The 23908-nt window shown below is 64.4% G+C and carries 21 protein-coding genes and 3 tRNA genes; 4 read left to right on the top strand and 20 right to left on the bottom strand.

Annotated elements, in window-relative coordinates; all coding sequences use genetic code 11:
- Positions 1–189: 189 nt before the first annotated feature.
- The 20 genes from CR918_RS12690 to CR918_RS12785 all read right to left on the bottom strand — a co-directional run bounded on the left by CR918_RS12690 (position 190) and on the right by CR918_RS12785 (position 18782).
- Positions 190–266: transfer RNA gene (locus CR918_RS12690), tRNA-Met, on the bottom strand.
- A gap of 84 nt (positions 267–350) precedes the next feature.
- Positions 351–427, bottom strand: a tRNA-Met gene (locus tag CR918_RS12695).
- A 128-nt stretch (positions 428–555) separates the two neighbouring features.
- Positions 556–2016: an NADH-quinone oxidoreductase subunit NuoN gene (nuoN, locus tag CR918_RS12700; protein WP_025876222.1), complete on the bottom strand. Its 1461-nt coding sequence runs from the start codon at positions 2014–2016 to the stop codon at positions 556–558.
- A 15-nt stretch (positions 2017–2031) separates the two neighbouring features.
- Positions 2032–3540 (bottom strand): NADH-quinone oxidoreductase subunit M, encoded by a 1509-nt coding sequence (locus CR918_RS12705; RefSeq protein WP_025876221.1) that lies wholly within the window; start codon positions 3538–3540, stop codon positions 2032–2034.
- A gap of 23 nt (positions 3541–3563) precedes the next feature.
- Positions 3564–5723: an NADH-quinone oxidoreductase subunit L gene (gene nuoL / locus CR918_RS12710; RefSeq protein ID WP_099843176.1), complete on the bottom strand. Its 2160-nt coding sequence runs from the start codon at positions 5721–5723 to the stop codon at positions 3564–3566.
- Between the two features lie 7 nt (positions 5724–5730).
- Positions 5731–6042 (bottom strand): NADH-quinone oxidoreductase subunit NuoK, encoded by a 312-nt coding sequence (gene nuoK, locus CR918_RS12715; RefSeq protein WP_032951897.1) that lies wholly within the window; start codon positions 6040–6042, stop codon positions 5731–5733.
- Positions 6039–6698 (bottom strand): NADH-quinone oxidoreductase subunit J, encoded by a 660-nt coding sequence (locus CR918_RS12720; RefSeq protein ID WP_049465996.1) that lies wholly within the window; start codon positions 6696–6698, stop codon positions 6039–6041. The genes nuoK and CR918_RS12720 overlap by 4 nt, the downstream gene beginning before the upstream one ends.
- Positions 6699–6707: 9 nt before the next feature.
- Positions 6708–7196 (bottom strand): NADH-quinone oxidoreductase subunit NuoI, encoded by a 489-nt coding sequence (gene nuoI, locus CR918_RS12725; protein WP_005417924.1) that lies wholly within the window; start codon positions 7194–7196, stop codon positions 6708–6710.
- Between the two features lie 3 nt (positions 7197–7199).
- On the bottom strand, positions 7200–8294 hold the full coding sequence (gene nuoH / locus CR918_RS12730; protein ID WP_025876209.1) for an NADH-quinone oxidoreductase subunit NuoH: 1095 nt from the start codon (positions 8292–8294) through the stop codon (positions 7200–7202).
- Positions 8291–10525, bottom strand: coding sequence for an NADH-quinone oxidoreductase subunit NuoG (gene nuoG, locus CR918_RS12735; RefSeq protein ID WP_025876207.1), 2235 nt, complete (start codon positions 10523–10525; stop codon positions 8291–8293). Before nuoG ends, nuoH begins: the two co-directional genes overlap by 4 nt.
- Positions 10522–11862, bottom strand: coding sequence for an NADH-quinone oxidoreductase subunit NuoF (gene nuoF / locus CR918_RS12740; protein ID WP_025876206.1), 1341 nt, complete (start codon positions 11860–11862; stop codon positions 10522–10524). The genes nuoG and nuoF overlap by 4 nt, the downstream gene beginning before the upstream one ends.
- A 4-nt stretch (positions 11863–11866) precedes the next feature.
- Entirely contained in the window at positions 11867–12394 is a 528-nt protein-coding gene (gene nuoE / locus CR918_RS12745) for an NADH-quinone oxidoreductase subunit NuoE (RefSeq protein ID WP_025876204.1), read from the bottom strand.
- Positions 12395–12491: 97 nt separating this feature from the next.
- Positions 12492–13799 (bottom strand): NADH-quinone oxidoreductase subunit D, encoded by a 1308-nt coding sequence (locus tag CR918_RS12750; protein ID WP_025876202.1) that lies wholly within the window; start codon positions 13797–13799, stop codon positions 12492–12494.
- Positions 13796–14542, bottom strand: coding sequence for an NADH-quinone oxidoreductase subunit C (locus CR918_RS12755; protein WP_025876200.1), 747 nt, complete (start codon positions 14540–14542; stop codon positions 13796–13798). The genes CR918_RS12750 and CR918_RS12755 overlap by 4 nt, the downstream gene beginning before the upstream one ends.
- Before the next feature lie 33 nt (positions 14543–14575).
- Positions 14576–15130, bottom strand: a complete 555-nt coding sequence (locus CR918_RS12760; protein WP_025876198.1) for a NuoB/complex I 20 kDa subunit family protein — start codon at positions 15128–15130, stop codon at positions 14576–14578.
- The gene (locus CR918_RS12765; RefSeq protein WP_005414075.1) at positions 15121–15477 is read right to left on the bottom strand and encodes an NADH-quinone oxidoreductase subunit A; all 357 of its coding nucleotides are present in this window, start codon (positions 15475–15477) and stop codon (positions 15121–15123) included. The genes CR918_RS12760 and CR918_RS12765 overlap by 10 nt, the downstream gene beginning before the upstream one ends.
- Positions 15478–15589: 112 nt before the next feature.
- Positions 15590–15674, bottom strand: a tRNA-Leu gene (locus tag CR918_RS12770).
- A gap of 51 nt (positions 15675–15725) precedes the next feature.
- On the bottom strand, positions 15726–16163 hold the full coding sequence (secG, locus tag CR918_RS12775; protein WP_025876192.1) for a preprotein translocase subunit SecG: 438 nt from the start codon (positions 16161–16163) through the stop codon (positions 15726–15728).
- Positions 16164–16213: 50 nt separating this feature from the next.
- On the bottom strand, positions 16214–16969 hold the full coding sequence (tpiA, locus tag CR918_RS12780; RefSeq protein ID WP_025876190.1) for a triose-phosphate isomerase: 756 nt from the start codon (positions 16967–16969) through the stop codon (positions 16214–16216).
- A gap of 835 nt (positions 16970–17804) precedes the next feature.
- A complete protein-coding gene (locus CR918_RS12785) occupies positions 17805–18782 on the bottom strand; it encodes an isopenicillin N synthase family dioxygenase (RefSeq protein WP_049469229.1) in 978 nt (325 codons plus the stop codon).
- Between the two features lie 151 nt (positions 18783–18933).
- Between CR918_RS12785 and CR918_RS12790 the strand changes: the two genes are divergently transcribed.
- The 4 genes from CR918_RS12790 (at position 18934) to galE (ending at position 23904) form a co-directional block, all read left to right on the top strand.
- Positions 18934–20817 carry a DUF3413 domain-containing protein gene (locus CR918_RS12790; RefSeq protein WP_238379108.1) on the top strand — a complete coding sequence of 628 codons (1884 nt, stop codon included), beginning with the start codon at positions 18934–18936 and terminating at the stop codon, positions 20815–20817.
- Between the two features lie 19 nt (positions 20818–20836).
- Positions 20837–21976: a glycosyltransferase family 4 protein gene (locus CR918_RS12795; protein WP_099843178.1), complete on the top strand. Its 1140-nt coding sequence runs from the start codon at positions 20837–20839 to the stop codon at positions 21974–21976.
- The gene (locus CR918_RS12800; RefSeq protein WP_033831646.1) at positions 21969–22826 is read left to right on the top strand and encodes a polysaccharide deacetylase family protein; all 858 of its coding nucleotides are present in this window, start codon (positions 21969–21971) and stop codon (positions 22824–22826) included. The genes CR918_RS12795 and CR918_RS12800 overlap by 8 nt, the downstream gene beginning before the upstream one ends.
- A 70-nt stretch (positions 22827–22896) precedes the next feature.
- Complete coding sequence (galE, locus tag CR918_RS12805) at positions 22897–23904, top strand: UDP-glucose 4-epimerase GalE (RefSeq protein ID WP_099843180.1); 1008 nt, start codon at positions 22897–22899, stop codon at positions 23902–23904.
- Positions 23905–23908: the final 4 nt, after the last annotated feature.

The raw sequence follows: 23908 nt of genomic DNA on the forward strand, positions 1-23908 counted from the left end.
GATGATAGCCCCTGCACCGCTCTGGTGCAAGGCTGCGGCCGTCCTGAAACCCTCCGCTGCACTCGCCGGGCATGGCCCGGCGCTACCGGGTGACCGCGCGATGGTAGCGCCGGACCATGCCCGGCGGATCGGCGGAAGCCGCAAAGAAAAACGCCCTCGAAGCAGAGCTTCGAAGGCGCATCCTTTACTTGGTAGCGGGGGCAGGATTTGAACCTGCGACCTTCGGGTTATGAGCCCGACGAGCTGCCAGACTGCTCCACCCCGCATCAGAAGCGGAATTATGAGGGATAACTTCAAAACCTGCAAGCTTTTCCTCATTCATCGAATTGGTTGGCGCCGATTCGATGTGTTGGTAGCGGGGGCAGGATTTGAACCTGCGACCTTCGGGTTATGAGCCCGACGAGCTGCCAGACTGCTCCACCCCGCACCGGAAGTGTTTGAACCGCTGCCCCACTCTGGCGAGGGAGGCGCTCCGCAACGATGTTCTGGCTGAACCGCTGCAGTGACAACTCAAGCTGCGTATATTACACGAATCGCGCAGCTTTGTGTCAACTTTTATGCAAGATGCGCAAATGCCTGCTGGCACCAGACCATGATCGGGTTCCAGGCCAGGCCGAGCGCCAGCAATGCCAGTGCGTTCACCCCCAGCACGACACCCAGCACGCGATCCTTGCTGCGCGGCATGGCCTCGCCCACCGGCTCATCGAAGTACATGACCTTGATGACACGCAGGTAGTAGAAGCAGCCGACCACGGCACACAGCACGCCCAGGATCGCCAGCCACAGCAGGCCGCCATTGATGGCAGCGCCGAGTACGGCCAGCTTGGTCCAGAAACCGAGGAACGGCGGAATGCCTGCCAGCGACGCCATGATGCACAGCACCAGGCCGGCCATCCACGGGTTGCGGGCGTTCAGGCCCTTGAAGTCCTCGATGTTCTCGGCCTCGAAACCGGCGCGCGACAGCGCGATGATCGCGCCGAAAGCAGCAGTCGACATGATCGCGTAGGCCAGGGCGTAGAACAGCGCGGCCGCATAGCCCTGCGAACCGCCGCCGGCGATGCCCATCAGCAGGAAGCCGATATGCGAGACCGTGGAGAACGCCAGCATGCGCTTGAGGTTGCTCTGCGCAATGGCCATCAGGTTGCCGATCACCAGCGAGACCGCGGCCAGGCCAGCGATCAGCAGCTGCAGTTCGGTGGACAGCGGGCCCACGCCCATTTCCAGCAGGCGGTAGGCCATGCCGAAGGCGGCCAGCTTCGGCGCCGAGCTGATGAACAGCGCGACCGGCGCCGGGGCACCCTGGTACACGTCGGGCAGCCACATGTGGAACGGTGCGGCACCCAGCTTGAAGGCAACGCCGGCAATCATGAACACCGCGCCGGTGACCAGCAGCACGCGCTCTTCCGAGTGCGGGATGGCGGCCTGGATGGCGTCCAGGTGCAGGCTGCCGGTGGCACCGTAGATCAGCGACATGCCGTACAGCAGCAGGCCCGAGGCCAGCGAACCGAGCACGATGTACTTCATCGCCGCTTCCGAGGCCAAGCCGTTGTCACGGTTGCTGGCAACCAGTGCGTAGGAGCACAGGGCCAGCAGTTCCAGGCCCAGGTACACCATCAGCAGGCTGCCGGCGGACACCAGGATCATCATGCCGGCGGTGCCGAACAGGATCAGCACCGGAATCTCGCCCTGGAACAGCTTGCGCTCGCGCAGGTAGCCCCAGCCGTAGATCAGGGTCAGGCCGCTGAGCAGCACGATCCCGGTCTTCATCACGTCCGCGGCGGTATCGCGCACGAACATGCCATGGAAGACCTCCCCCTGCCCGCCCACGCCGGTGGCCAGCATGAACAGCACCACGGCCAGTGCGGCGACCGAGAACAGGTGGGTGACGATCTTGTTCCGTTCGCTGACGAACAGGTCGAGGATCATCAGGGCGAAGGCACTGCCGATCAGCACCAGCTCGGGAGCGAGCGGTGGCAGGTCAGCAGCGGTCAGTGGCAGCAGCGGCGAGGTGGTCATCATCAAATCCTGGAATTACAGCAACTTGCTGGATGCGATCTGCATCGCCAGCTTTGCGATCGAGGGCTCCATCAGGTCGGTCAGCGGCTTGGGGTAGATGCCCAGGGCCAGTACGCCAATGGCGAACACGCCCAGCACCAGCCATTCGCGGCCGTTGATGTCCTTCAGTTCGGCGACGTGGCTGTTGGCCACCTCACCGAAGAAGATGCGCTTGTACAGCCACAGGGTGTAGGCCGCACCGATGATCAGGGTGGTGGCTGCGCCCAGGGCGATCCACGGGTTCCGCTGGAACGCCGACAGGATGACCATGAATTCACCGACGAAACCGCTGGTGCCCGGCAGGCCGGCGTTGGCCATGAAGAACAGCATGGCGAACGTGGCGAACCACGGCATCACGTTGACCACGCCGCCGTAATCGGCGATGCGGCGGCTGTGCATGCGGTCGTACAGCACCCCGACGCAGGAGAACATCGCGCCGGACACGAAGCCGTGCGAGATCATCTGCACCATGGCGCCCTGCAGGCCCAGGCGGGCCGCATCGACGTTGCCGGCTTCACGCACCAGCCACAGGGCGATGAAGGTACCCAGGGTGACAAAGCCCATGTGCGCGATCGACGAATAGGCGATCAGCTTCTTCATGTCGTCCTGCACCAGGGCGACCAGGCCGACGTAGATCACTGCGATCAGCGACAGCGCGATGACCAGCCATGCCCATTCCTGCGAGGCATCGGGAACGATCGGCAGGTTGAAGCGCAGGAAGCCGTAGCCACCGATCTTCAGCGCGATGGCGGCCAGGATCACCGAACCGGCGGTCGGCGCTTCCACGTGCGCGTCCGGCAGCCAGGTATGCACCGGGAACATCGGCACCTTGACCGCGAACGCGATCAGGAAGGCGAAGAAGATCCAGGTCTGTTCCTTGCCCGACAGCTGCAGTGCGTAGAGGTCGGCCAGCTGGAAGCTGCCGCCCTTCATGTACAGGTAGATCAGCGCCACCAGCATCAGCACCGAGCCGAGGAAGGTGTACAGGAAGAACTTCAGTGCGGCGTAGATGCGACGCGGGCCACCCCAGACACCGATGATCAGGAACATCGGGATCAGCATCGCCTCGAAGAACACGTAGAACAGCATCGCGTCCGTGGCGGCGAAGATGCCGACGGTGACACCTTCCAGGATCAGGAAAGCGGCCACGTACTGGTTCACGCGCTTGTCGATCGCGCTCCAGGCGCCGATCAGGGCGAGCACGCTGACCAGCGTGGTGAGCAGGATCAGCGCTACGGCGATGCCGTCCACGCCCAGGTTGTAGCCGATGTTGTAGGTCGGGATCCAGGCGTGGGTCTCGACGAACTGCAGCGCGTCGATGCCCGGGTTGTAGCCGCCCAGCAGCGACAGACTCGCCACGAAGGTCAGCACCGCGACGCCCAGCGACGCCCAGCGGGCGGTCTGCGCATCACGGATCGCAAGGATCAGGGCACCGCCGAGGATCGGCAGCCAGATGAGGACACTGAGTAGAGGCCAGTTCGACACGTCTTCTTATTCCGTACAGGTCATCAACGCAGGTAATGCATCAGCACGCCCAGGAGGGCAATCAGGCCGATGATCATCGCGAAGGCGTAGTGATAGAGGAAACCGGATTGGGTACGGCGCAGCACGCTGGCTGCGACGTCCACAACACGTGCCGAGAGATTGACCACACCGTCGACGATGTTGCTGTCGATCCAGCGCGAGACCTTGCCCAGCTTGACGCTGCCACCGGCAAAGCCATCGATCCACAGCTTGTCGAAGCCGTACTTGTTTTCCAGCACGGACACCACCGGGGCGAAGGTCTTGCGTGCCTTGCCCGACAGGTCCGGCTTCCACAGGTAGAACAACGCAGCCAGCAGGAAGCCTGCCAGGGTCAGCCAGAACGGCGGCAGCATCATGCCGTGCAGCGCGAACGCCACCGGACCATGGAACTCCTCGCCCAGGAAGGCCACGGTGTTCTTGGCCGGATCGTAGAAATCGACGATGCCGGTGAAGAACGTGTTGACCTGGCCCTTGATCGCCGCATGGGCGTGGTGACCGGCCCAGTCGGTGCCATGCAGCATCGGACCGATGCTGAAGAAACCGATGGCGATCGACGGGATGGCCAGCAGGATCAGCGGCAGCGTCACCACCCACGGCGTTTCATGCGGCTCATGCGGACCGTGGCCATGGCCGTGGTCGTCATGCGCGTCGGCATGATGTGCATCGGCAGCATGGTGGTCGTCATGACCATGGCCATGATCGTCATGCGCGTCGCGGAAGCGTTCCTTGCCGTGGAAGGTCAGGAACAGCAGGCGGAAGCTGTAGAAGCTGGTCACCAGCACGCCACCCAGCACCGCCCAGTAACCATAGGTGGCCACCCAGCTGTTCTGCATGTGGGCGTGGATCTCGGCGGCCTCGATGATGGTGTCCTTCGAGTAGAAGCCGGAGAAGAACGGCGTACCGACCAGGGCCAGGGTACCGATCCACATGGTGATGAAGGTGATCGGCATGTACTTGCGCAGGCCGCCCATCTTGCGCATGTCCTGCTCGTGGTGCATCGCGATGATGACCGAGCCGGCACCCAGGAACAGCAGCGCCTTGAAGAAGGCATGGGTCATCAGGTGGAACACGGCAGCGGAGTACGCCGACACGCCCAGCGCCACGGTCATGTAACCCAGCTGGGACAGCGTGGAGTACGCGACGACGCGCTTGATGTCGTTCTGCACGATGCCGATCAGGCCGGTGAAGAACGCGGTGGTGGCACCGATGAACAGGATGAAGTTCAACGCGGTCTGCGACAGCTCGAACAGCGGCGACATGCGGGTGACCATGAAGATACCGGCGGTCACCATCGTCGCGGCGTGGATCAGTGCCGAGATCGGGGTCGGGCCTTCCATCGAATCAGGCAGCCAGACGTGCAGCGGAACCTGGGCCGACTTGCCCATCGCACCGATGAACAGGCCGATGCAGATGACGGTGGCGATCGACCAGATCACCGGCTCGTTCAGCAGCTGCATGCCGAACATGGTGCCGTCCCAGATCTGCAGCTGGGCGCGCGGGTCGGCGAGCATGCCGGCCTGCGAGAACACCTGCGAATAGTCCAGGGTACCGAACACCCACAACACGCCAGCGATGCCCAGCAGGAAGCCGAAGTCGCCGACGCGGTTGACCAGGAACGCCTTCATGTTGGCGAAGATCGCGGTCGGGCGCTTGAACCAGAAACCGATCAGCAGGTACGACACCAGGCCCACTGCTTCCCAGCCGAAGAACAGCTGCAGGAAGTTGTTGCTCATCACCAGGGTGAGCATCGAGAAGGTGAACAGCGAGATGTAGCTGAAGAACCGCTGGTAACCCGGATCATCCTGCATGTAGCCGATCGTGTAGATGTGGACCAGCAGCGACACGAAGGTCACCACCACCATCATCATCGCGGTCAGCTTGTCGACCATGAAGCCGACGTGGGCCGAGTACTGGCCGACGTCGAAGAACGTGTACAGGTTCTGGTTGAACGGCTGCGCCCCGCCCCACAGCAGCTGGTAGAGCGTGTGCATCGACAGGCCGCAGGCAACCGCGACACCGAGGATCGTGATGGTCTGCGCGCCGAAGCGCTTGACCTGGCGACCGAACAGGCCGGCGATGATGCTGCCGAACAGCGGTGCAAGCACCACTGCGATCAACAGACTCTTGGAGAGAGTGATTTCCATCTGTGGATCAGCCCTTCAACGAATCGACTTCGCCGACATTGATCGTGCGGCGTGTACGGAACAGGGTCACCAGGATCGCCAGGCCAATGGCGGCCTCGGCAGCAGCCACGGTCAGGATGAAGAACACGAACAGCTGGCCGGCCGTGTCCCCCAGTTCCCGGGAGAACCCGACGAAATTGATGTTGACCGACAGCAGCATCAACTCGATGGACATCAGCAGGACGATGATGTTCTTTCGGTTGAGGAAGATGCCGGCGAGGCTGATGCAGAACAGCACCGCGCCCAGCGCCAGGATGTGGCCCAGAGTGATCGAGATCATGCCTTGGTCTCCTCGTCGCCCGCGGCCGGCGTGGTGTTGCTGTGGATCTGCGGCTGTTCGGCGTCCATCTTGACCATGCGCAGGCGGTCGTGTGCCTTGACCATGGTCTGCTGCGACGGGTTCTGCGTCTTCAGGCCTTCACGACGGCGCAGGGTCAGCATCACCGCGGCGACCACGGCCACGGTCAGGATGACGGCGGCGAACTCGAACGGCAGCAGGTACTCGGTGAACAGGCTGCGTGCCAGCCAGGTGACGTTGGAACTGTCGGCGGCGAGCGCGGCGGCGTTGTCGGCCGGGAACGGGTTGACCGTCCTGCCCTTCACGCCGATCAGGATCAGCATCTGCACCAGCATCGCCACGGCCACGATCAGGCCGACCGGCAGGTAGCGCACCCAGCCTTCACGCAGCTTGTCCGGATCGATGTCGAGCATCATCACCACGAACAGGAACAACACCATCACCGCACCAACGTAGACCAGCACCAGTGCCACGCCGAGGAACTCGGCGCCGACCAGCAGCCACACGCAGGCGATGGAGAAGAAGGTCAGCACCAGGCACAGGACGGCGTGCACGGGGTTGCGCACGCTGATCACCGCACCGGCCGAAACCGTTGCCGCGATGGCGAAGACCCAGAAAGCGATATTTACCCAATCCATCTCTCGACCTCAGCGGTAAGCGGCATCGGCGGCACGACGCTCGGCGATCTCGGATTCGAGACGGTCGCCCAGGGCCAGCAGCTGCGGCTTGGTAACGATGTTTTCGCCACGATTCTCGAAGTGGTACTCGAGGATGTGGGTCTCGACGATCGAGTCCACCGGGCAGCTTTCCTCACAGAAGCCGCAGAAGATGCACTTGAACAGATCGATGTCGTAACGCGTGGTACGGCGGGTGCCGTCCTCGCGCTTGGCCGAATCGATGGTGATGGCCAATGCCGGGCACACCGCTTCGCACAGCTTGCAGGCGATGCAGCGCTCTTCACCGTTGGGATAACGGCGCAGGGCATGCAGGCCACGGAAGCGCGGCGACTGCGGGAACTTCTCCATCGGGTACATCATCGTGTACTTCGGCTTGAAGCTGTACTTCAGCGTCAGCCAGAGACCGGCCAGCAGTTCGAGCAGCAGCAGGCTCTTGAAGTAATGGGTAATCCTGTTCATCACTTAGACGCCCTTTTGAATCACGCCGAAGAACACCATGACGGCGGTAACCGCGATCCAGAAAATGGTCAGCGGGATGAAGACCTTCCAGCCCAGGCGCATGATCTGGTCATAGCGGAAGCGCGGGAAGCTTGCTCGGAACCAGATGTAGGCGCTGGCGAAGAAGAAGACCTTGACGAACAGCCACGGCCAGCCGCCCTTCCAGATCCAGTCGATGAACGGCGAGATCTCGCCCGGGTTGACCCAGCCCTGGATCGGGCTCAGCCAGCCGCCGAGGAAGAAGATCGAGATCAGGAAGCTGATCAGGATCATGTTCGCGTATTCGGCCAGGAAGAACAGGGCGAACGCACCGCCGGAGTACTCGACCATGTGGCCGGCGACGATTTCCGACTCGCCTTCCACCACGTCGAACGGCGCGCGGTTGGTTTCGGCGACGCCGGACACCCAGTACACGACGAACAGCGGGAACAGCGGGATCAGGAACCAGTCGAAGAAGCCGGAGCTGCCGGCCTGGGCCATCACGATGTTGCTGAGATTGAGGCTGCCCGAAGCGATCATCACGCCGACCAGGGCGAAGCCCATCGCGATTTCGTAGCTGATCATCTGCGCCGAGGCGCGCATGGCACCCAGGAACGCGTACTTCGAGTTGGAGGCCCAACCGGCAAGGATGATGCCGTAGATGCCCAGCGAGGTCATCGCCAGCAGGTACAGCAGGCCGGCATTGGCGTTGGACAGCACCAGCTGATGGTCGAACGGCACCACCGACCACGCGGCGAAGGCCGGGGCCAGGGTGATCAGCGGCGCCAGCAGGAAGATCGCCTTGTTGGCGCTGCTGGGCTGCAGGACTTCCTTGAACAGCAGCTTGAAGACGTCGGCGAAGGCCTGGAAGATGCCCATGCCCACGTACATCGGGCCGTGGCGGACGTGCATCCAGCCGATCAGCTTGCGTTCCCAGACCACGTAGAAGGCCACCGAGACGATCACCGGGACGGTGATCACCAGGATCTTCAGGATGATCCAGATCAGCGCGCCGATGTCACCCAGGCCAAGCAGCCACTGGTGCAGCGGATCGACCGCGTTAATCAGCAATTCGTTCATGCAGCCACCACCGAAACACGAGCGGCACCCAGCGGCGCGGTTGCGCCGTGGCCCGATTCAATCCAGACCGAACCCGCAGCGACGCGGGCGTCGACCACCACCGGCAGGGTGGCCTTGCCGGCATCGGTGCCGACCTTGGCCATCTGCCCTTCCTGCAGCTGCAGGCGGGCGGCATCGTCAGCGTTGAGCACGATGCGCGGGGCGTTGTTGAGCGGATGCGACTGCAGCGCCGGGGCGCGACGGACCACCGCATCGGTGCGGTAGATCGCAGCGGTCGAGGCCACTTCCATGCCCTCGCCCGCCAGCACCGGCTGTGCCGAAGCGGACACCTGCACGTTCACCGGTGCCAGGCTGGCGCGCAGGCCGGCCAGGTCGATGAACTCGAAACCGGCCACGGCCAGCTCACCGCCGAGTGCACGCAGCACGCGCCAGCCCTCGCGGGCCTCGCCCGGCAGCTTGCCGCCGGCACGCGCCGACTGCTCGCGACCATCGAGGTTGGTCAGGGTGGCATCGATTTCCGGCAGCGCACCGATCGGCAGGATCACGTCGGCAACGTCGCGGGTCGAGGCGCAGGCGAACTGGCTGAAGGCCACCACCTGTGCGCCGACCAGCGCCTTGCGCGCGGCCGGAGCATCGGCGAAGTCCAGGCCCGGTTCCAAGCCGTAGACCACGTAGGCCTTGCGCGGATCGGCCAGCATCGCAGCGACGTCCTTGCCGGCCGGCAGTACGCCGGCGCGGGTCAGGCCGATCGCATTGGCGCCCTGCGGGATGCGGCACAGCTTGGCACCGGTGGCGGCGGCGAAATCACGCGCAGCGGCGCGGATCGCGGCAGCCTGCGGATGGTTCTCGGCGATGCCACCGACGATCAGCACCGTATTGGTACCGCCCTGCACCGCCGAACGCAGCTCGGCGTTGGCCAGCGCATCGGCGAACTTCGACGGAGCCACGATCTGCTTGCCGGCAACGCTGAACGCGAAGTCGAAGTCGACCGGGTTGACCACGTGGATCTTCGCGCCGTTCTGGGTCTGCGCCTTGCGCAGGCGGGCGTGCAGCAGCGGCAGCTCGTGGCGGATGTTGCTGCCGAGCACGACGATGCGGTCCGCGCCTTCGATCTCGGCCAGCGGCAGGCCGAACACTTCGGCAGTAGCGGCGTCGGAGAAGTCGCGGTTGTTGATGCGGTGGTCGATGTTGGCCGAACCCAGGCCGGTGGCCAGGCGGGCCAGCAGTGCGCCCTCTTCGTTCGACGTCGACGGGTGCACCAGCACGCCCAGGTTGTCGCCCTGGTTGGCCTTGAGGATCTCGGCGGCCGCGGCCAGGCCTTCAGCCCAGCTCACTTCCTTCCACTCGCCGTTGACCTTGCGCAGCGGCTTGACCGCACGGTCTTCGCTGTACAGGCCCTGGTGCGAATAACGGTCACGATCGGACAGCCAGCACTCGTTGACCGCCTCGTTGTCGCGCGGCACGGTACGCAGCACTTCGCCGCGACGTACGTGCAGGAACAGGTTCGAGCCCATCGCATCGTGGTAGCCCAGCGATTCGCGCGCGGTCAGTTCCCACGGACGGGCGCGGAACTGGAACACCTTGTTGGTCAGCGCGCCGACCGGGCACACGTCGACGACGTTGCCCGAAAGCTCGGTGGTCAGCGGCTTGCCGTCGTAGGTGCCGATCTGCAGGTTTTCACCGCGGTACATGCCACCCAGTTCATAGGTACCGGCAACGTCAGCGGTGAAGCGCACGCAGCGGGTGCACTGGATGCAGCGGGTCATCTCGGTGGCGACCAGCGGGCCCATGTCCTCGTCGGCCACCACGCGCTTGCGCTCGTTGAAGCGGCTGACCGAACGGCCGTAGCCCAGCGACACGTCCTGCAGTTCGCACTCGCCGCCCTGATCGCAGATCGGGCAATCCAGCGGGTGGTTGATCAGCAGGAACTCCATCACCGAGCGCTGGAACTTCAGCGCCTTTTCACTGCGGGTGGCGACCTTCATGCCTTCCATCACCGGCGTGGCGCAGGCCGGTGCCGGCTTCGGCGACTTTTCCACATCCACCAGGCACATGCGGCAGTTGGCAGCGATCGGCAGCTTCTCGTGGTAGCAGAAGCGCGGAATCGAAATGCCCGCCTTGTCGGCGGCCTGGATGATCATCGAACCCTTGGGCACGACCAGCGACTTGCCATCGATCTCGATGGTGACGTGGTCCGGTGGCACGCTGGGATTTATGGGTTGCGCGCTCATGCAGCGGCTGCCTCCACCTTCTTGCCGTCAACCATCGAATGACCGTTGACGATGTAGTACTCGAATTCGTCCCAGAACTGGCGCAGGAAGCCCTGGATGGGCCATGCCGCCGCTTCGCCGAACGCACAGATGGTATGGCCTTCGATCTGGCCGGCCACGGTCTTCAACTGGTGCAGGTCTTCCATCGTGGCCTTGCCGGCGACGATGCGCTCCAGCACGCGGTGCATCCAGCCGGTACCTTCGCGGCACGGGGTGCACTGGCCACAGGATTCCTTGTGGAAGAACTGGCTGATGCGGCAGGCGAACTTGACGCAGCAGACGCTGTCATCCAGCACCACGACCGCACCGGAGCCCAGGCCGGAGCCCAGCGCACGGATGGTGTCGTAGTCCATCGGCAGGCCCTTCAGCTCGGCCGCGGTCAGCACCGGCATGGACACGCCGCCCGGGATCGCGCCCTTGAGCTTGCGACCCGGCTTGAGGCCGCCGGCCATTTCCAGCAGGTCGTCGAAGGTGGTGCCCAGCGGCACTTCGAAATTGCCGCCCTTCTGCACGCAGCCGGACACCGAGAAGCACTTCGGGCCGCCATTGGCGGTCAGGCTCAGGCCCTTGAACCACTCCGGACCATTGCGGATGATCGCCGGCACCGAACCGTAGGTTTCGGTGTTGTTGATCGTCGACGGCTTGCCATACAGGCCGAAATTGGCCGGGAACGGCGGCTTGTAGCGCGGCTGGCCCTTCTTGCCTTCCAGCGATTCCATCAGCGCGGTTTCTTCGCCGCAGATGTAGGCGCCGGCACCCAAGGCGCCGTAGATGTCGATATCCACGCCCGAGCCCAGCACGTTCTTGCCCAGCCAGCCGTTTGCATAGGCATCGGCCAGGGCCTGCTCGAAGTGCTCGAACGGCTCGTGGTGGAATTCACCGCGCAGGTAGTTGTAGCCCACGGTCGAACCGGTGGCGTAGCAGGCAATCGCCATGCCTTCGACCACCGAATGCGGGTTGTAGCGCAGGATGTCGCGATCCTTGCAGGTGCCCGGCTCGGATTCATCCGAGTTGCAGAGGATGTACTTCTGCACGTTGCCCTTGGGCATGAAGGACCACTTCAGGCCGGTCGGGAAACCGGCGCCGCCGCGGCCGCGCAGGCCCGAGGCCTTGACCATCTCGATGACCTGCTCCGGCGGGATCTTCTCTTCGAGGATCTTGCGCAGGGCAGCGTAGCCACCGGTCTTCAGATAGCTTTCGTACGACCACGGGGTGTCGTAATGCAGGGTGGTGTAGACCACCTGGTGCGGCAGCGGCGCGGGGCCGACCGGACCCTTGGATTCGTGGTGATGTGCCATGCCCTTACTCCAGCCCGTCCAGAAGCTCGTCGACCTTTTCCAGGGTCAGACGCTCATGGTAGTGACCATTGATGACCATCATCGGTGCACCCGCGCAGCCGGCCAGGCACTCTTCCTCGCGCTTGAGGTAGACGCGGCCGTCAGCGGTCGACTGACCGTTCTTGATGCCCAGCTTCTTCTCGCAATGGCGCACGATGTCTTCGGCGCCATTGAGCCAGCAGCTGATGTTCGTGCAGATGGCCACGTTGTTGCGACCCACCTTCTCGGTCTCGAACATCGAGTAGAAGCTGGCAACCTCGTAGGCCCACACCGGCGGCAGGTCCAGGTACTTGGCCACGCCGGCGATCAGCTCGTCGGTCAGCCAGCCCTGGTTCTGCTCCTGGGCAGCATGCAGACCCTGCAGCACGGCAGAGCGCTTGCGGTCCGGCGGGAACTTGGACAGCCAGTGATCGATGTGAGCGCGGGTTTTGTCGCTCAACACCACCATCGGGTCGACGTCGCGCGCCGCCTCGAAATTACCTGTCGCCTTCATCGGCCGACCTCAGCGAAATGCATAACGTGAAATTGCAGAAACTGCGGCGCCGGCTTGCGCCGGCTGCCTGCAGCGGGCGTTGGCGTGGCGGACGGCATTACCGGTCAACCTCGCCGAACACCAGATCGTAGGTACCGATCATCGCCACCACGTCGGCCAGCATGTGGCCGCGCACGATCGAATCGATCGAGGACAGGTGGGCAAAGCCCGGCGCACGAAGGTGTACGCGGAACGGCTTGTTGGCGCCGTCGGAAACCAGGTAGCAGCCGAATTCGCCCTTGGGCGCTTCAACCGCAGCGTAGGTCTCGCCGGCCGGCACGCAATAGCCTTCACTGAACAGCTTGAAGTGATGGATCAGCGCTTCCATGTCGTCCTTCATGTCCTCGCGCTTGGGCGGAGCGACCTTGAAGTTCTTGACCATGACCGGGCCGGGGTTGGCCTTCAGCCATGCCACGCACTGCTTGATGATGCGGTTGGACTCGCGCATTTCGGCAACGCGGCACAGGTAGCGATCGTAGCAATCGCCTTCCTTGCCCAGCGGGATGTCGAAATCGACGGCATCGTACTTCGCATAGGGGCGCTTCTTGCGCAGATCCCAGGCGACGCCCGAGCCACGCAGCATCACGCCGGTCATGCCCCACTGGTGGGCCAGCTCCGGGGTGACCACGCCGATGCCGACGGTACGCTGCTTCCAGATACGGTTGTCGGTCAGCAGGGTCTCGTATTCGTCGACACGGCCCGGGAACTCATTGGTGAAGTTCTCCAGGAAGTCCAGCAGCGAACCTTCGCGCGAGGCGTTGAGGTTCTTCAGGGCCTTGCCCTTGTGCCAGCGCGATTCCTTGTACTTCGGCATGTGGTCCGGCAGGTCGCGGTAGACACCGCCCGGACGGTAGTACGCCGCGTGCATGCGCGCGCCGGAGACCGCTTCGTAGCAGTCCATCAGCTCTTCGCGCTCGCGGAAGGCGTACAGCATCACCGCCATCGCACCCAGGTCGAGCGCGTTGGAACCCAGCCACATCAAGTGGTTCAGGATGCGGGTGATCTCGTCGAACATCGTGCGGATGTACTGCGCGCGCTCCGGCGCCTCGATGCCCATCAGGGTCTCGATCGAGCGCACGTAGGCGTGCTCGTTGCACATCATCGACACGTAATCCAGGCGATCCATGTAGCCGATCGACTGGTTGAAGGGCTTGGATTCGGCCAGCTTCTCGGTACCCCGGTGCAGCAGACCCACGTGCGGGTCGGCACGCATGATGGTCTCGCCGTCCATCTCCAGGATCAGGCGCAGCACACCGTGCGCGGCCGGATGCTGCGGGCCGAAGTTCATGGTGTAGTTGCGGATTTCCTGCCGGCTTTCGGCAGCGTTGCTGGCGAATGCTTCGCCGGCCTGGTGTACGTGACTCACTTCACTGCCTCCTGCGAGCGCTCGCCGGCAGCGGTCTGCAGGCGGGCGTCGTCGCGGATCACGCGCGGCACGCCGACGCGCGGCTCCACCGAGGTGACCGGTTCGTAGATGACACGCTTCTTTTCTTCGTCGTAGCGGACTTCGACGTTGCCGATCAGCGGGAAGTCCTTGCGGAACGGATGGCCGACGAAACCGTAGTCGGTCAGGATCCGACGCAGGTCCGGGTGACCTTCGAAGATCACGCCATACAGATCGAACGCCTCGCGCTCGAACCAGTTCAGGCCCGGCCAGATGCTGGTCAGCGAGGACACCACCGGCAGCGCTTCGTCAGGCGCGAAGCAGCGCAGGTGCATCATCAGGTTGTGCTGGTACGAACGCAGCTGTGCGACCACGGCAAAGCGCTGGGTCGGCATGTGCTGCGGACGGGCACCGTCGGCGCTCTCTTCGCTGGGGAACTCGCCCCAGGCGAAGCGGCCCTGGGCCTTGCCCTCGACACCGCGGCTGAAGCCCTGCGAGGACACGTCGGCGGTGTCCCACTCATCGGAGCCATAACCGAGGTAATCGACGCCGCAGAGGTCCACGGCCTGCTCGAAACCAAACTCGTCACGCAGCGCGAGGGCGGTGGCGTGCCACTCAGCGGCAGGCACTTCCAGCGTCACTTCGCCGCGGGGTTCGACCACGATGACCTTCGCACCAGCGAAACGTGCGGAGAGTCGGTCGATGAAGGATGCTTGCTCTGCCATGGGGGCTTGGCGCGCTCTTGTCAGGTGAAGGGGTCAGCGGGCGATGGTCTGTGTACGCCAGATCTTCTTCTGCAGCTGCAGGATCCCGTACACCAGCGCCTCGGCGGTCGGCGGGCAGCCCGGGACGTAGACGTCCACCGGCACCACGCGATCACAGCCGCGCACCACAGAATAGGAATAGTGGTAGTAACCACCGCCATTGGCGCAGCTGCCCATGGAGATCACCCACTTGGGGTCGGGCATCTGGTCATAGACCTTGCGCAGCGCCGGGGCCATCTTGTTGACCAGGGTGCCGGCGACGATCATCACGTCGGACTGGCGCGGCGACGGGCGGAACACCACACCGTAGCGGTCAAGGTCCAGGCGCGCTGCACCTGCGTGCATCATTTCGACCGCACAGCAGGCCAGACCGAAGGTCATGGGCCACATCGAGCCGGTGCGTGCCCAGTTCAGCAGCGCATCGACGCTGGTGGTGACAAAGCCCTTTTCCAGGAGCGGGTTGTCGCCTTCCGGCCGCAGGATGTCGTCAACCCGCCCTTCCGGGACAGGATTGGTCATCAGGCCATCGAGAGTCTGAATCACTCCCATTCCAGCGCTCCCTTCTTCCAGACATAGATGAAACCGAGGAACAGCATGCCGACGAACAGACCCATGGTGACGAGCGAACGCGCGCCAAGCTCCATGAAGACCTGCGTCCACGGCACGATGAAGATGATTTCCAGGTCGAAGACGATGAACTGGATCGCGATCAGGTAGTAGCGCACGTCGAACTTCATACGCGCGTCTTCGAAGGCTTCGAAGCCGCACTCGTACGGCGACAGCTTTTCCAGATCGGGGCGGCGGGGACCGAGGAATCGACCAACCAGCATCAGCGTAATGCCGATACCGGTGGCAACGATCAGAAACAGCAGAGACGGCAAATATTCGGCCAGCACAGCGATTCTCTCTTGCCTCTGCCGCTGCGCCTGCAGGCGCTTTGGCATGGGGGAGTGGACGGGAAGCTGCCTGGCGCCTTGCGCGCCAGACCAACCCGCTTTACTTACTAAATGGTGCCCAAGAGGGGACTCGAACCCCTACGACCTAAGTCGCTACCACCTCAAGGTAGTGCGTCTACCAATTCCGCCACCTGGGCAAACGATCACATCAGACTATCTTCCCGATGCGCCGCGTATTGTAACCGGCTTCAGTCTTTCTGGGAGCCTTCCGAAGGCTTTTCTTCACCAGAAACCGAAGATTCCGCCTGAGCCGGCACAGTTGCGGCCGGAACCGGGGCGGCCGGGACCGCATCGGCCTTCGGAACGGCCGGCAATTCGCCCGCCGGAGCGGCCGGAGCGCTGGCCGCCGGGGCGGACATCAGACCCAGATCCTGATCGGCGGCCGGGCGGTTGCCATGGCCGGCGTACCAGGCCATGAAGAGGCTGATGCCGAAGAACACCACGGCCAGCCACTTGGTCGACTTGGACAGGAAGTTGGACGCGCCACGCGCACCGAACACGGTCCCCGAGGCGCCAGCGCCAAAGCCCGAACCTGCCGCCGCACCCGAGCCACGCTGCATCAGGATCAGCGCGACCATGGCCACGGCAACCAGCACGTAGACGACATTGAGGATCAACATCAGCATTGGAAATCCGCCCTCGGACTAGAGTGCCGGCGGCTAGCCGGCAACCGTAACTAATTGTTTGCCGCCGCCTCTGCGATGGCCAGGAAGTCGGCGGCCACCAGGGAGGCACCACCAACCAGCCCACCATCGACATCCGGCTGCGCGAACAGTTCCCCGGCATTGTCGGGCTTCACGCTACCGCCGTAAACAATGGGCAGTGAATCAGCAATTCTAGCATCGATGCGCGCGACTTCGCCACGAATGAACGCGTGCACCTGCTGCGCCTGCTCCTTGGTTGCGGTACGGCCGGTTCCGATCGCCCAGACCGGCTCGTAGGCGACCACGGCATTGGCGAAGCCTGCGGCCCCGACAAGCTCGAGCACCGGGGCCAGCTGGCTGGCGATGACCGCCTCGGTCTGCCCGGCCTCGCGCTGCTCAAGGGTTTCACCGACGCACAGCACCGGCACCAGGCCAGCATGCAGGGCGGCAGCGAACTTGCGCGCGACCAGTTCGCTGCTCTCGTTGTGGTACTGGCGGCGCTCGGAGTGGCCGACCAGACCATAGCGGGCACCCACCTCGTGCAGCATGGCCGCACAGACCTCACCGGTGTAGGCGCCCTTCTCGTTGCTGCTGACGTCCTGTGCACCAAAGGCCAGGCCGGTCTCGCCGAAGTCTTCGACCAGCTCACCCAGATAGGGCATCGGCGGCAGGATGACCACCTCCACCCCGCTCTTGGGCAGCCCGGCAGCGACCTGCCCCAGCAGTTCGGTGGCGAATTGACGGCTGCCGTGCAGCTTCCAGTTTCCAGCGACGATCTTGCGGCGCATGAGCGGGTGGCTCCTGTGTGAACTCAGCCGCCCATGATACCTGCTGCGGCAAAAAACCGTTTCCGTGTAAGCGGTTACATGGATTTTCAGCCAACGGCGCAGCCCCTCGTGGCGGGGGTTGGGGTTGGTTGGTCGCGGAGAGCGCGGTGGGGATCTGGAGGCTGGCCGGTCGGGTGGGCTGCGCAGGGGACGCTGCAAGTACGTCCTTGTAAGCTCGTAGGCGCCATCCATGCCGCCTGTGCCCCTGCGCAGCCCACCCGGCCGGCCCCTGACACATTCCGGCGATTCCGCCCTCCACGGAAGGAAAAAAGAAGATCAAGAGCAAAAGCGAAAGCGAAAGCGAAAGCGAAAGCAGAGCTTCAACCCCTCCCTGCTTCGAGACCTGACAGATCTCATCCACGCATGGCGTGGATAAATAGATAGATCGTGTCGACCAAGGTCGACACCTACCAACAGCCGCGGGAAATTGTCGGGGGCGGGGCGGTGTGGGTTGGCAGGACCGTTGGCGCCATGGGCCCGAGGCATGCCTCGGGCGGGTTGGGCAGGACGCCCAACCCCGGTCTTGCCGTGCGCGCAGGACAGCGCACACGAGCAAGGCGCCATCGAGCCCCCAGGGATGGGTTTACGGCGTGTCCTGCCAGGCCACACCGCCCCGCCCAACCCACAGAAGCCCAGAGCCGCTTTGGCTTTGGCTTTGGCTTTGGCTTTGGCATTGGCTTTGGCTCTGGCCTCTGCGGGTGCAGGGTGCAACCCTGCCGAACCCCCTCCGCTGCGCTCGCCGGGCATGGCCCGGCGCTACCCGTAACAAGAAGGCCGCCTTTCGGCGGCCTTCTTGTTACTTCAGCTTGATCTCGCGCAGACGCTCTTCGAGGAAGCCGTGCGCGGTGATCGGTTCCGGGTACCGGCTCGGGTTCTCCTCGGTGATGCACGAAGGCAGCACGTCGATCAGGAAATCCGGGTTCGGGTGCAGGAAGAACGGCACCGAATAGCGCGGCTGGCGGGCCAGCTCACCCGGGGGATTGACCACCCGGTGGATGGTCGACGGATACACGTGGTTGGTCAGGCGCTGCAGCATGTCGCCGATGTTGACCACGATGGTGTCCGCGTCCGAGGTGAACGGCACCCAGTCCCCGTCATGCGACTGCACTTCCAGGCCTGCCGCGCTGGCACCGACCAGCAGCGTGATGAAGTTGATGTCGCCATGCGCACCAGCGCGCACGTTGGGAATGTCGTCGGTGGTGATCGGCGGGTAGTGGATCGGGCGCAGGATCGAATTGCCGAAATTGGTCTTGTCGGCGAAGAAGTGCTCCGGCAGGCCGATGTGCAGGGCCAGGGCCGAAAGCACGCGCGAACCCAGGTTGTCCAACGCCTGGTACAGGCCGTAACCACGCTCACGGAAGCCCTCGACCTCGGACGGCCACAGGTTCGGCGCCATCACGTCCCGATACTTGGAGTCGTCGGCGATCTCGCGGCCGATGTGCCAGAACTCCTTCAGGTCGAAGTGCTTGGAGCCCTTGGCGGTCTCCACACCGAACGGGGTATAGCCACGGGCGCCGCCGCTGCCAGCCACGTGGTACTTCCGCTTCGTCTCATCCGGCAGTGCGAAGAAGGCCTTGAAGACGTCGTAGGCCGCATCGATGTCGGCCTGCGGGATGCCGTGGTTGCGGATGCCAGCAAACCCCCATTGGCGATATGCCGCCCCCAGCTCGGCCACGAAGGCGTCGCGGTCACTGTCGAAACGGGTGATGTCGAGGGTGGGGATCTGGCTCACAGCGGTTCCTGGCTTGTCGTTGAGTCGGTACGGGCCCGCCATGCAATGGCGACCGATCTGAACATTGTGACAGATAGATCGGAACACGCCACCGACACGCTGAAACAAACCGATACAATGCGCCACCCGCGCGCGGTTTAACGACTTCGTCACGCCGGGAATCGCCCCGTTGCCCACCTGAACCCGCCCCGCCATGGATGCCGCCCTGCCCGACGCCACCGCCGCTGTTATTTCCGGCCCTGCCCGACGCTGGCGCCGGCTGGCCTGGTGGTCCTTGTTCGTGGCCGCCAACGCCGTGCTGGCCGCGCTCATCGCGCTGGGCAACGTGCCGCTACGCGATAACCCCGGCGGCACGCTCGGCCTGGCCTACCTGGCGTTCGCCCTGCCCGGCCACCTGCTCGCGTTCGGTGCCTTGGCTGGCCTGCTGCCGCTGGCCATCGGCCTGTGGCCGCGCAGCGCGCGCGCATTGAGCGTCTCGGCGGTGATCTGCCAGGGCCTGTGGCTGTGCCTGCTGCTGGTGGATGCCAAGGTCTTCGCGCTGTATCGCTTCCACCTCAACGCGATGGTTGCCAACATGGTGTTCGGCGGCGCCCTGCAGGATCAGGTCAGCCTGTCCTGGAAGACCTGGCTGCAGGCGGCGGCTCTGGTATCGGCGATTTTCGCCGCGCAGGGCCTGCTGGCCTGGGCGTGCTGGAAGCTGCTGCCCGCAGCGCCACGGCGGCGGCGGGTACTGCAGGCCTGGGCGGTGGTTGCCCTGCTGATGGGCGGCGGCCAGGTCGCCACTGCCTACTACGACGCGCTCGGCGAACGCGCAGTGATCAGCCAATGGAACTACCTGCCATGGGCGCAGCCGATCACCGCCAAGAGCGCGATGCGCCGCTTCGGCGTGGTCAGCCAGCACCAGGTCGGCCTGCCCGATCCGCGCCATGCCCAGCTCAACTATCCGTTGCAGCCCCTGCGCTGCCAGAGCCACCAGCGGCCGAACGTGCTGATGGTGGTACTGGAGTCGTTGCGCCATGACGTGCTCACCCCGCAGTTCATGCCCAACGTGTCGCAACTGGCCCGGTCCTCGCGGGTATACGAACATCATTTCAGCACTGGCAACGCCACCCGTTATGGTCTGTTCGGGCTGCTGTACGGCCTGCCGGGTGGCTACTGGCCCAGCATGCTCGACGAGCAGCGCGGCTCGCAGTTGTTCAAGGTGCTGGGACAGCAGGGCTATGACCTGCATCTGTATGGCAGCGCGCCGCTGTACAGCCCGGAGTTCGATCGCACAGCGTTCGCCGATGTCCGCGACCAGTTGCACCAGGGGCCGTCCGAACTGACCTCCGACGGCCGTGATGCCGCCATCGTCGCTGGACTGCAGAAGGACATCCGCGCCAGCCAGGCTGCGCAGCGCCCGTGGTTTGGTTTCGTGTTCCTCGATTCCACCCACGCGCCCTACCACATGCCGGCCGGCTATCCGCCGCTCGCTACGCCGATGGCCGATGCCATCGATTTTCTCAAGTTCGGCCCCGAGCACGATCCAACGCCGGAATTGAACCGTTATCACACCGCGGTGCATTACGCCGACAGCCTGATTGGATCGCTGCTGGATGACCTGCGTGCACAGGGACTGGACCAGGACACGATCGTGCTGGTGACCGGTGACCACGCCGAGGAATTCAACGACCTCAAACTCAACTACTGGGGCCACAACGGCAACTTCTCCAACCACCAGCTGCAGGTGCCTTTCGTGCTGCATTGGCCCGGCCAGGGTGGCGGCCGCGACGCGCGGGTCAGTTCGCATGAAGACTGGGTGCCGACGCTGATGCGCCACGGCCTGGGCTGCGAGAACGCATTGACCGACTACAGCACCGGCCACGACCTGCTGGCTGCACCGACCGGCAAGCGTGCGCTGGTGGTGGAAAGCTGGTCGCAGCGTGCGGTGCGCAATGGCGAGGCGATCTACGTGTTCGACAAATTCGGCAACGCCACCGCGCTCGATGCGCGCTACCGCCCCCTGCCGCAACAGACCCCCGACGCCGCCAGCATCCGCGCGGCATGGGAAGCGCTGACGCGCTTCCGCAACCGCTGAATCCAAGGACCGATCCACCATGAACCGTCCGCTGCGCATCCTGCATACCGAAGCCGCCAAAGGCATGGGTGGGCAGGAGATCTACATTTTCCGCCACATGCAGGTGATGCGCGCGCGCGGCCATGACGTCGCCCTGCTGTGCCAGCCGGACGCGCGCCTGGCAAAGCGCGCGCGCGATGATGGCTTCACCGTGCATACGCTGCGCATGGGCGGCCTGGCCCGGCTGCTGCGCGGCATCTGGTCGGTGTCACGGCTGGTCCGCCGCGAGCGCTACGACGTGGTCAACACCACCAGCCGTCGCGATGCATTGATTGCCGCCGCGGGCGCACGCCTGGGCGGCACACCGCTGGTAGTGCGCTCGCGCCACCTGATGAGCCCGGTGAATTCGCTGCTGACCTACACCGGCCTGCCGCACCGGGTCATCACGGTGAGCAATTTCGTCAAGCAACTGCTGGCCGACCGTGGCATTCCCGCCGATCACATCGGCATCGTGCCGCCGATGGCGGTTGCGCCAACCGACGCCATGCATGAGCCCTCCTGGCAGGCGTTGCAGGAGGCGCGCGCACGCGTGCGCGCCGAGCTCGGATTCGACGAACAGGACATCGTAGTGGGCTGCGTGGCCGTGCTGCGCGAACCCAAGGGCCACGCCGAACTGCTGCAGGCCATGGTGCCGCTGTGCAAGGCCAATCCCCGCCTGCATCTGGTGGTGGTCGGCGATGGCCAGGCAGTGATGCAGCGCCTGCAGGCCACGTGCGCCGAGCACGACCTGCAGCACCAGGTCCATCTGCTGGGCTTCCGCAGCGATGCCAGCCAGCTGATGCCCGGCTTTGACATCTTCGCCCTGGCCACACACAAGGAAGCATCGGGCACGGTGTTCCTGGAAGCGGCCCAGGCCGGCCTGCCGATCGTGTCGCATCGGGTCGGCGGCGTGCCTGAAATGCTGGTGGAAGGCAGCAATGCCATCCTCACTCGACTGGGTGACAGCGGCGCCCTCACCGGCGCGTTGCGGCTGCTGGTGGACGATCCCGAGCGTCGCCGGCAGATGGGACGTTCCGGCTGGGACTGGATCCGCAGCGCCAAGCGTTTCAGCCCCGAAGGCCACGCTGAAGCCACCGAACACTATTACCACCAATGGATGAAGGAGCTGGGTCATGGCTAATGCCAGAACCGTACCGGTGCTGATGCATCACCACGTCAGCAACTCGCCCGGCATGATCACGGTGTCGCCGGAGAATTTCGAAAGCCAGATCGCCTGGCTGGCGCGCACCGGCTGGACCTCGTTGACGCTGGACCAGTACGCCGGCTTCCTGGCCGGCAAGCCGGTGCCGCGCAAATCGATCGTGATCACCTTCGATGATGGCTACCTGGATAACTGGGTCTACGCCCATCCGATCCTGCAGAAGTACGGCATGCACGCGGTAGTGTTCGTGGTGACCGGCTGGATGCACGAGGGGCCGATGCGCCCGCATGCCGGCATCGCCGGCGCCACGCTGCCGGAAACGCCCGAACATCGCGCCTGCGAAGACCTGATCTACAAGCAGGGCCGCAGTGACGAGGTGATGATGCGCTGGAGCGAAGCACGTGCAGCCATCGAGGCGGGCACGTTCGAGATCCATTGCCACACCCACACCCATACGCGCTGGCTGCGCCGCCAGGACCTGGATCGCGCCCAGCGCCGCGCCGGCATCAGTGGCGACCTGTCGATGGCCAGGGAAGTGCTGCTGGAGAAGCTGGGCGAAGTGTCGGACACCCTGTGCTGGCCGTACGGCGATTTCGACCAGGACTACATCGAAGTGGCACGTGAGCAGGGGTTCCGCTACCTGCATACCACCCATCCCTTCGGCCGCAACGTGGTCGGCGGCGATCCCGAGCGCATCTACCGCTTCGCCATCCGCAACCGGCCGGCAAGCTGGCTGCGCAAGCGCATCGCGTGGAGCTACAACCCGTTGATCGCACCGCTGTTCAACGGCTTCAAGGCGCGGCAGAAGAAGATGGTGCCGGGGCCGTGATGGCGCTGCCAGCACTGGGCTGGCACAGCTTCGGCAAGGAAGCTCCAACAGAGTGGAAGGACTACAGGAAATGAACGTTCTGGTTACCGGCGGCGCTGGATTCATCGGCTCCCACACGTGCGTGGAACTGCAGCAGCAGGGCCATGCGGTGGTCGTCGTCGATTCACTGTGCAACAGCGACGCAGGGGTGATCGGCCGGATCGGCGACATCACCGGCATCGCGCCGCTGTTCGTACAGGCCGACGTGCGTGACCGTGCGCGGATCACCGCGGTGCTGCGCGAGCATTCGATCGATGCGGTACTGCATTTTGCCGCGCTGAAATCGGTTGGCGAATCGCGGCAGATGCCGTTGGACTACTTCGACAACAACATCAGCGGCACCCTCGCCCTGCTCGGCGCCATGCGCGATGCCGGCGTGGGCACGTTCGTGTTCAGCTCGTCGGCAACCGTGTACGGCGACCAGGACCATTGCCCGGTGGCCGAAACGGCCTCGACCTGCGCGATGACGCCCTATGGCCGTTCGAAGCTGGTGGTGGAGCAGCTGCTGTCCGACCTGGTCGGCGCCGATACGTCGCTGCATGTGGCAACGCTGCGCTACTTCAACCCGGTGGGGGCGCATTCAAGCGCGCTGATCGGCGAGCTGCCGCACGGAACGCCCAGCAACCTGATGCCCTACATCGCCCAGGTGGCCGCCGGCCTGCTGCCCGAAGTGCAGGTATTCGGCGATGACTATCCGACCTGTGACGGCACCGGCGTACGCGACTACATCCATGTGCAGGACGTGGCGCGGGCCCATGTGCTGGCGCTGCAGTACCTGCGCGACAAGCGCCGCAGCATCACACTGAACCTGGGCACCGGCCAGGGCCACAGCGTGCTGGAACTGATCAAGGCCTTCGAGCAGACCGTCGGCCGGCCGATTCCGTTCCGGATCACCGGTCGCCGTACCGGCGACATCGCGGTGAGTTTTGCCGACCCGTCCCTGGCCCTGCGCGAGCTGGGCTGGACCGCGCGCCATGGCCTGGAGGACATGTGCCGCGACACCTGGAAATGGCAGACGGAGATGCCGCGCAGCGTCTGATGCC

Source organism: Stenotrophomonas indicatrix, from assembly GCF_002750975.1.
Classification (GTDB): Bacteria; Pseudomonadota; Gammaproteobacteria; order Xanthomonadales; family Xanthomonadaceae; genus Stenotrophomonas; species Stenotrophomonas indicatrix.

What these genes read in the sequence shown, in the direction of transcription:
- nuoN (WP_025876222.1), bottom strand. Translation starts at nt 2,016, where the DNA reads ATGACCACCTCGCCGCTGCTGCCACTGACCGCTGCTGACCTGCCACCG.
- nuoL (WP_099843176.1), bottom strand. Translation starts at nt 5,723, where the DNA reads ATGGAAATCACTCTCTCCAAGAGTCTGTTGATCGCAGTGGTGCTTGCA.
- nuoK (WP_032951897.1), bottom strand. Translation starts at nt 6,042, where the DNA reads ATGATCTCGATCACTCTGGGCCACATCCTGGCGCTGGGCGCGGTGCTG.
- CR918_RS12720 (WP_049465996.1), bottom strand. Translation starts at nt 6,698, where the DNA reads ATGGATTGGGTAAATATCGCTTTCTGGGTCTTCGCCATCGCGGCAACG.
- nuoI (WP_005417924.1), bottom strand. Translation starts at nt 7,196, where the DNA reads ATGAACAGGATTACCCATTACTTCAAGAGCCTGCTGCTGCTCGAACTG.
- nuoH (WP_025876209.1), bottom strand. Translation starts at nt 8,294, where the DNA reads ATGAACGAATTGCTGATTAACGCGGTCGATCCGCTGCACCAGTGGCTG.
- nuoG (WP_025876207.1), bottom strand. Translation starts at nt 10,525, where the DNA reads ATGAGCGCGCAACCCATAAATCCCAGCGTGCCACCGGACCACGTCACC.
- nuoF (WP_025876206.1), bottom strand. Translation starts at nt 11,862, where the DNA reads ATGGCACATCACCACGAATCCAAGGGTCCGGTCGGCCCCGCGCCGCTG.
- nuoE (WP_025876204.1), bottom strand. Translation starts at nt 12,394, where the DNA reads ATGAAGGCGACAGGTAATTTCGAGGCGGCGCGCGACGTCGACCCGATG.
- CR918_RS12755 (WP_025876200.1), bottom strand. Translation starts at nt 14,542, where the DNA reads ATGGCAGAGCAAGCATCCTTCATCGACCGACTCTCCGCACGTTTCGCT.
- CR918_RS12760 (WP_025876198.1), bottom strand. Translation starts at nt 15,130, where the DNA reads ATGGGAGTGATTCAGACTCTCGATGGCCTGATGACCAATCCTGTCCCG.
- secG (WP_025876192.1), bottom strand. Translation starts at nt 16,163, where the DNA reads ATGCTGATGTTGATCCTCAATGTCGTCTACGTGCTGGTTGCCGTGGCC.
- tpiA (WP_025876190.1), bottom strand. Translation starts at nt 16,969, where the DNA reads ATGCGCCGCAAGATCGTCGCTGGAAACTGGAAGCTGCACGGCAGCCGT.
- CR918_RS12785 (WP_049469229.1), bottom strand. Translation starts at nt 18,782, where the DNA reads ATGGCGGGCCCGTACCGACTCAACGACAAGCCAGGAACCGCTGTGAGC.
- CR918_RS12790 (WP_238379108.1), top strand. Translation starts at nt 18,934, where the DNA reads ATGGATGCCGCCCTGCCCGACGCCACCGCCGCTGTTATTTCCGGCCCT.
- CR918_RS12795 (WP_099843178.1), top strand. Translation starts at nt 20,837, where the DNA reads ATGAACCGTCCGCTGCGCATCCTGCATACCGAAGCCGCCAAAGGCATG.
- CR918_RS12800 (WP_033831646.1), top strand. Translation starts at nt 21,969, where the DNA reads ATGGCTAATGCCAGAACCGTACCGGTGCTGATGCATCACCACGTCAGC.
- galE (WP_099843180.1), top strand. Translation starts at nt 22,897, where the DNA reads ATGAACGTTCTGGTTACCGGCGGCGCTGGATTCATCGGCTCCCACACG.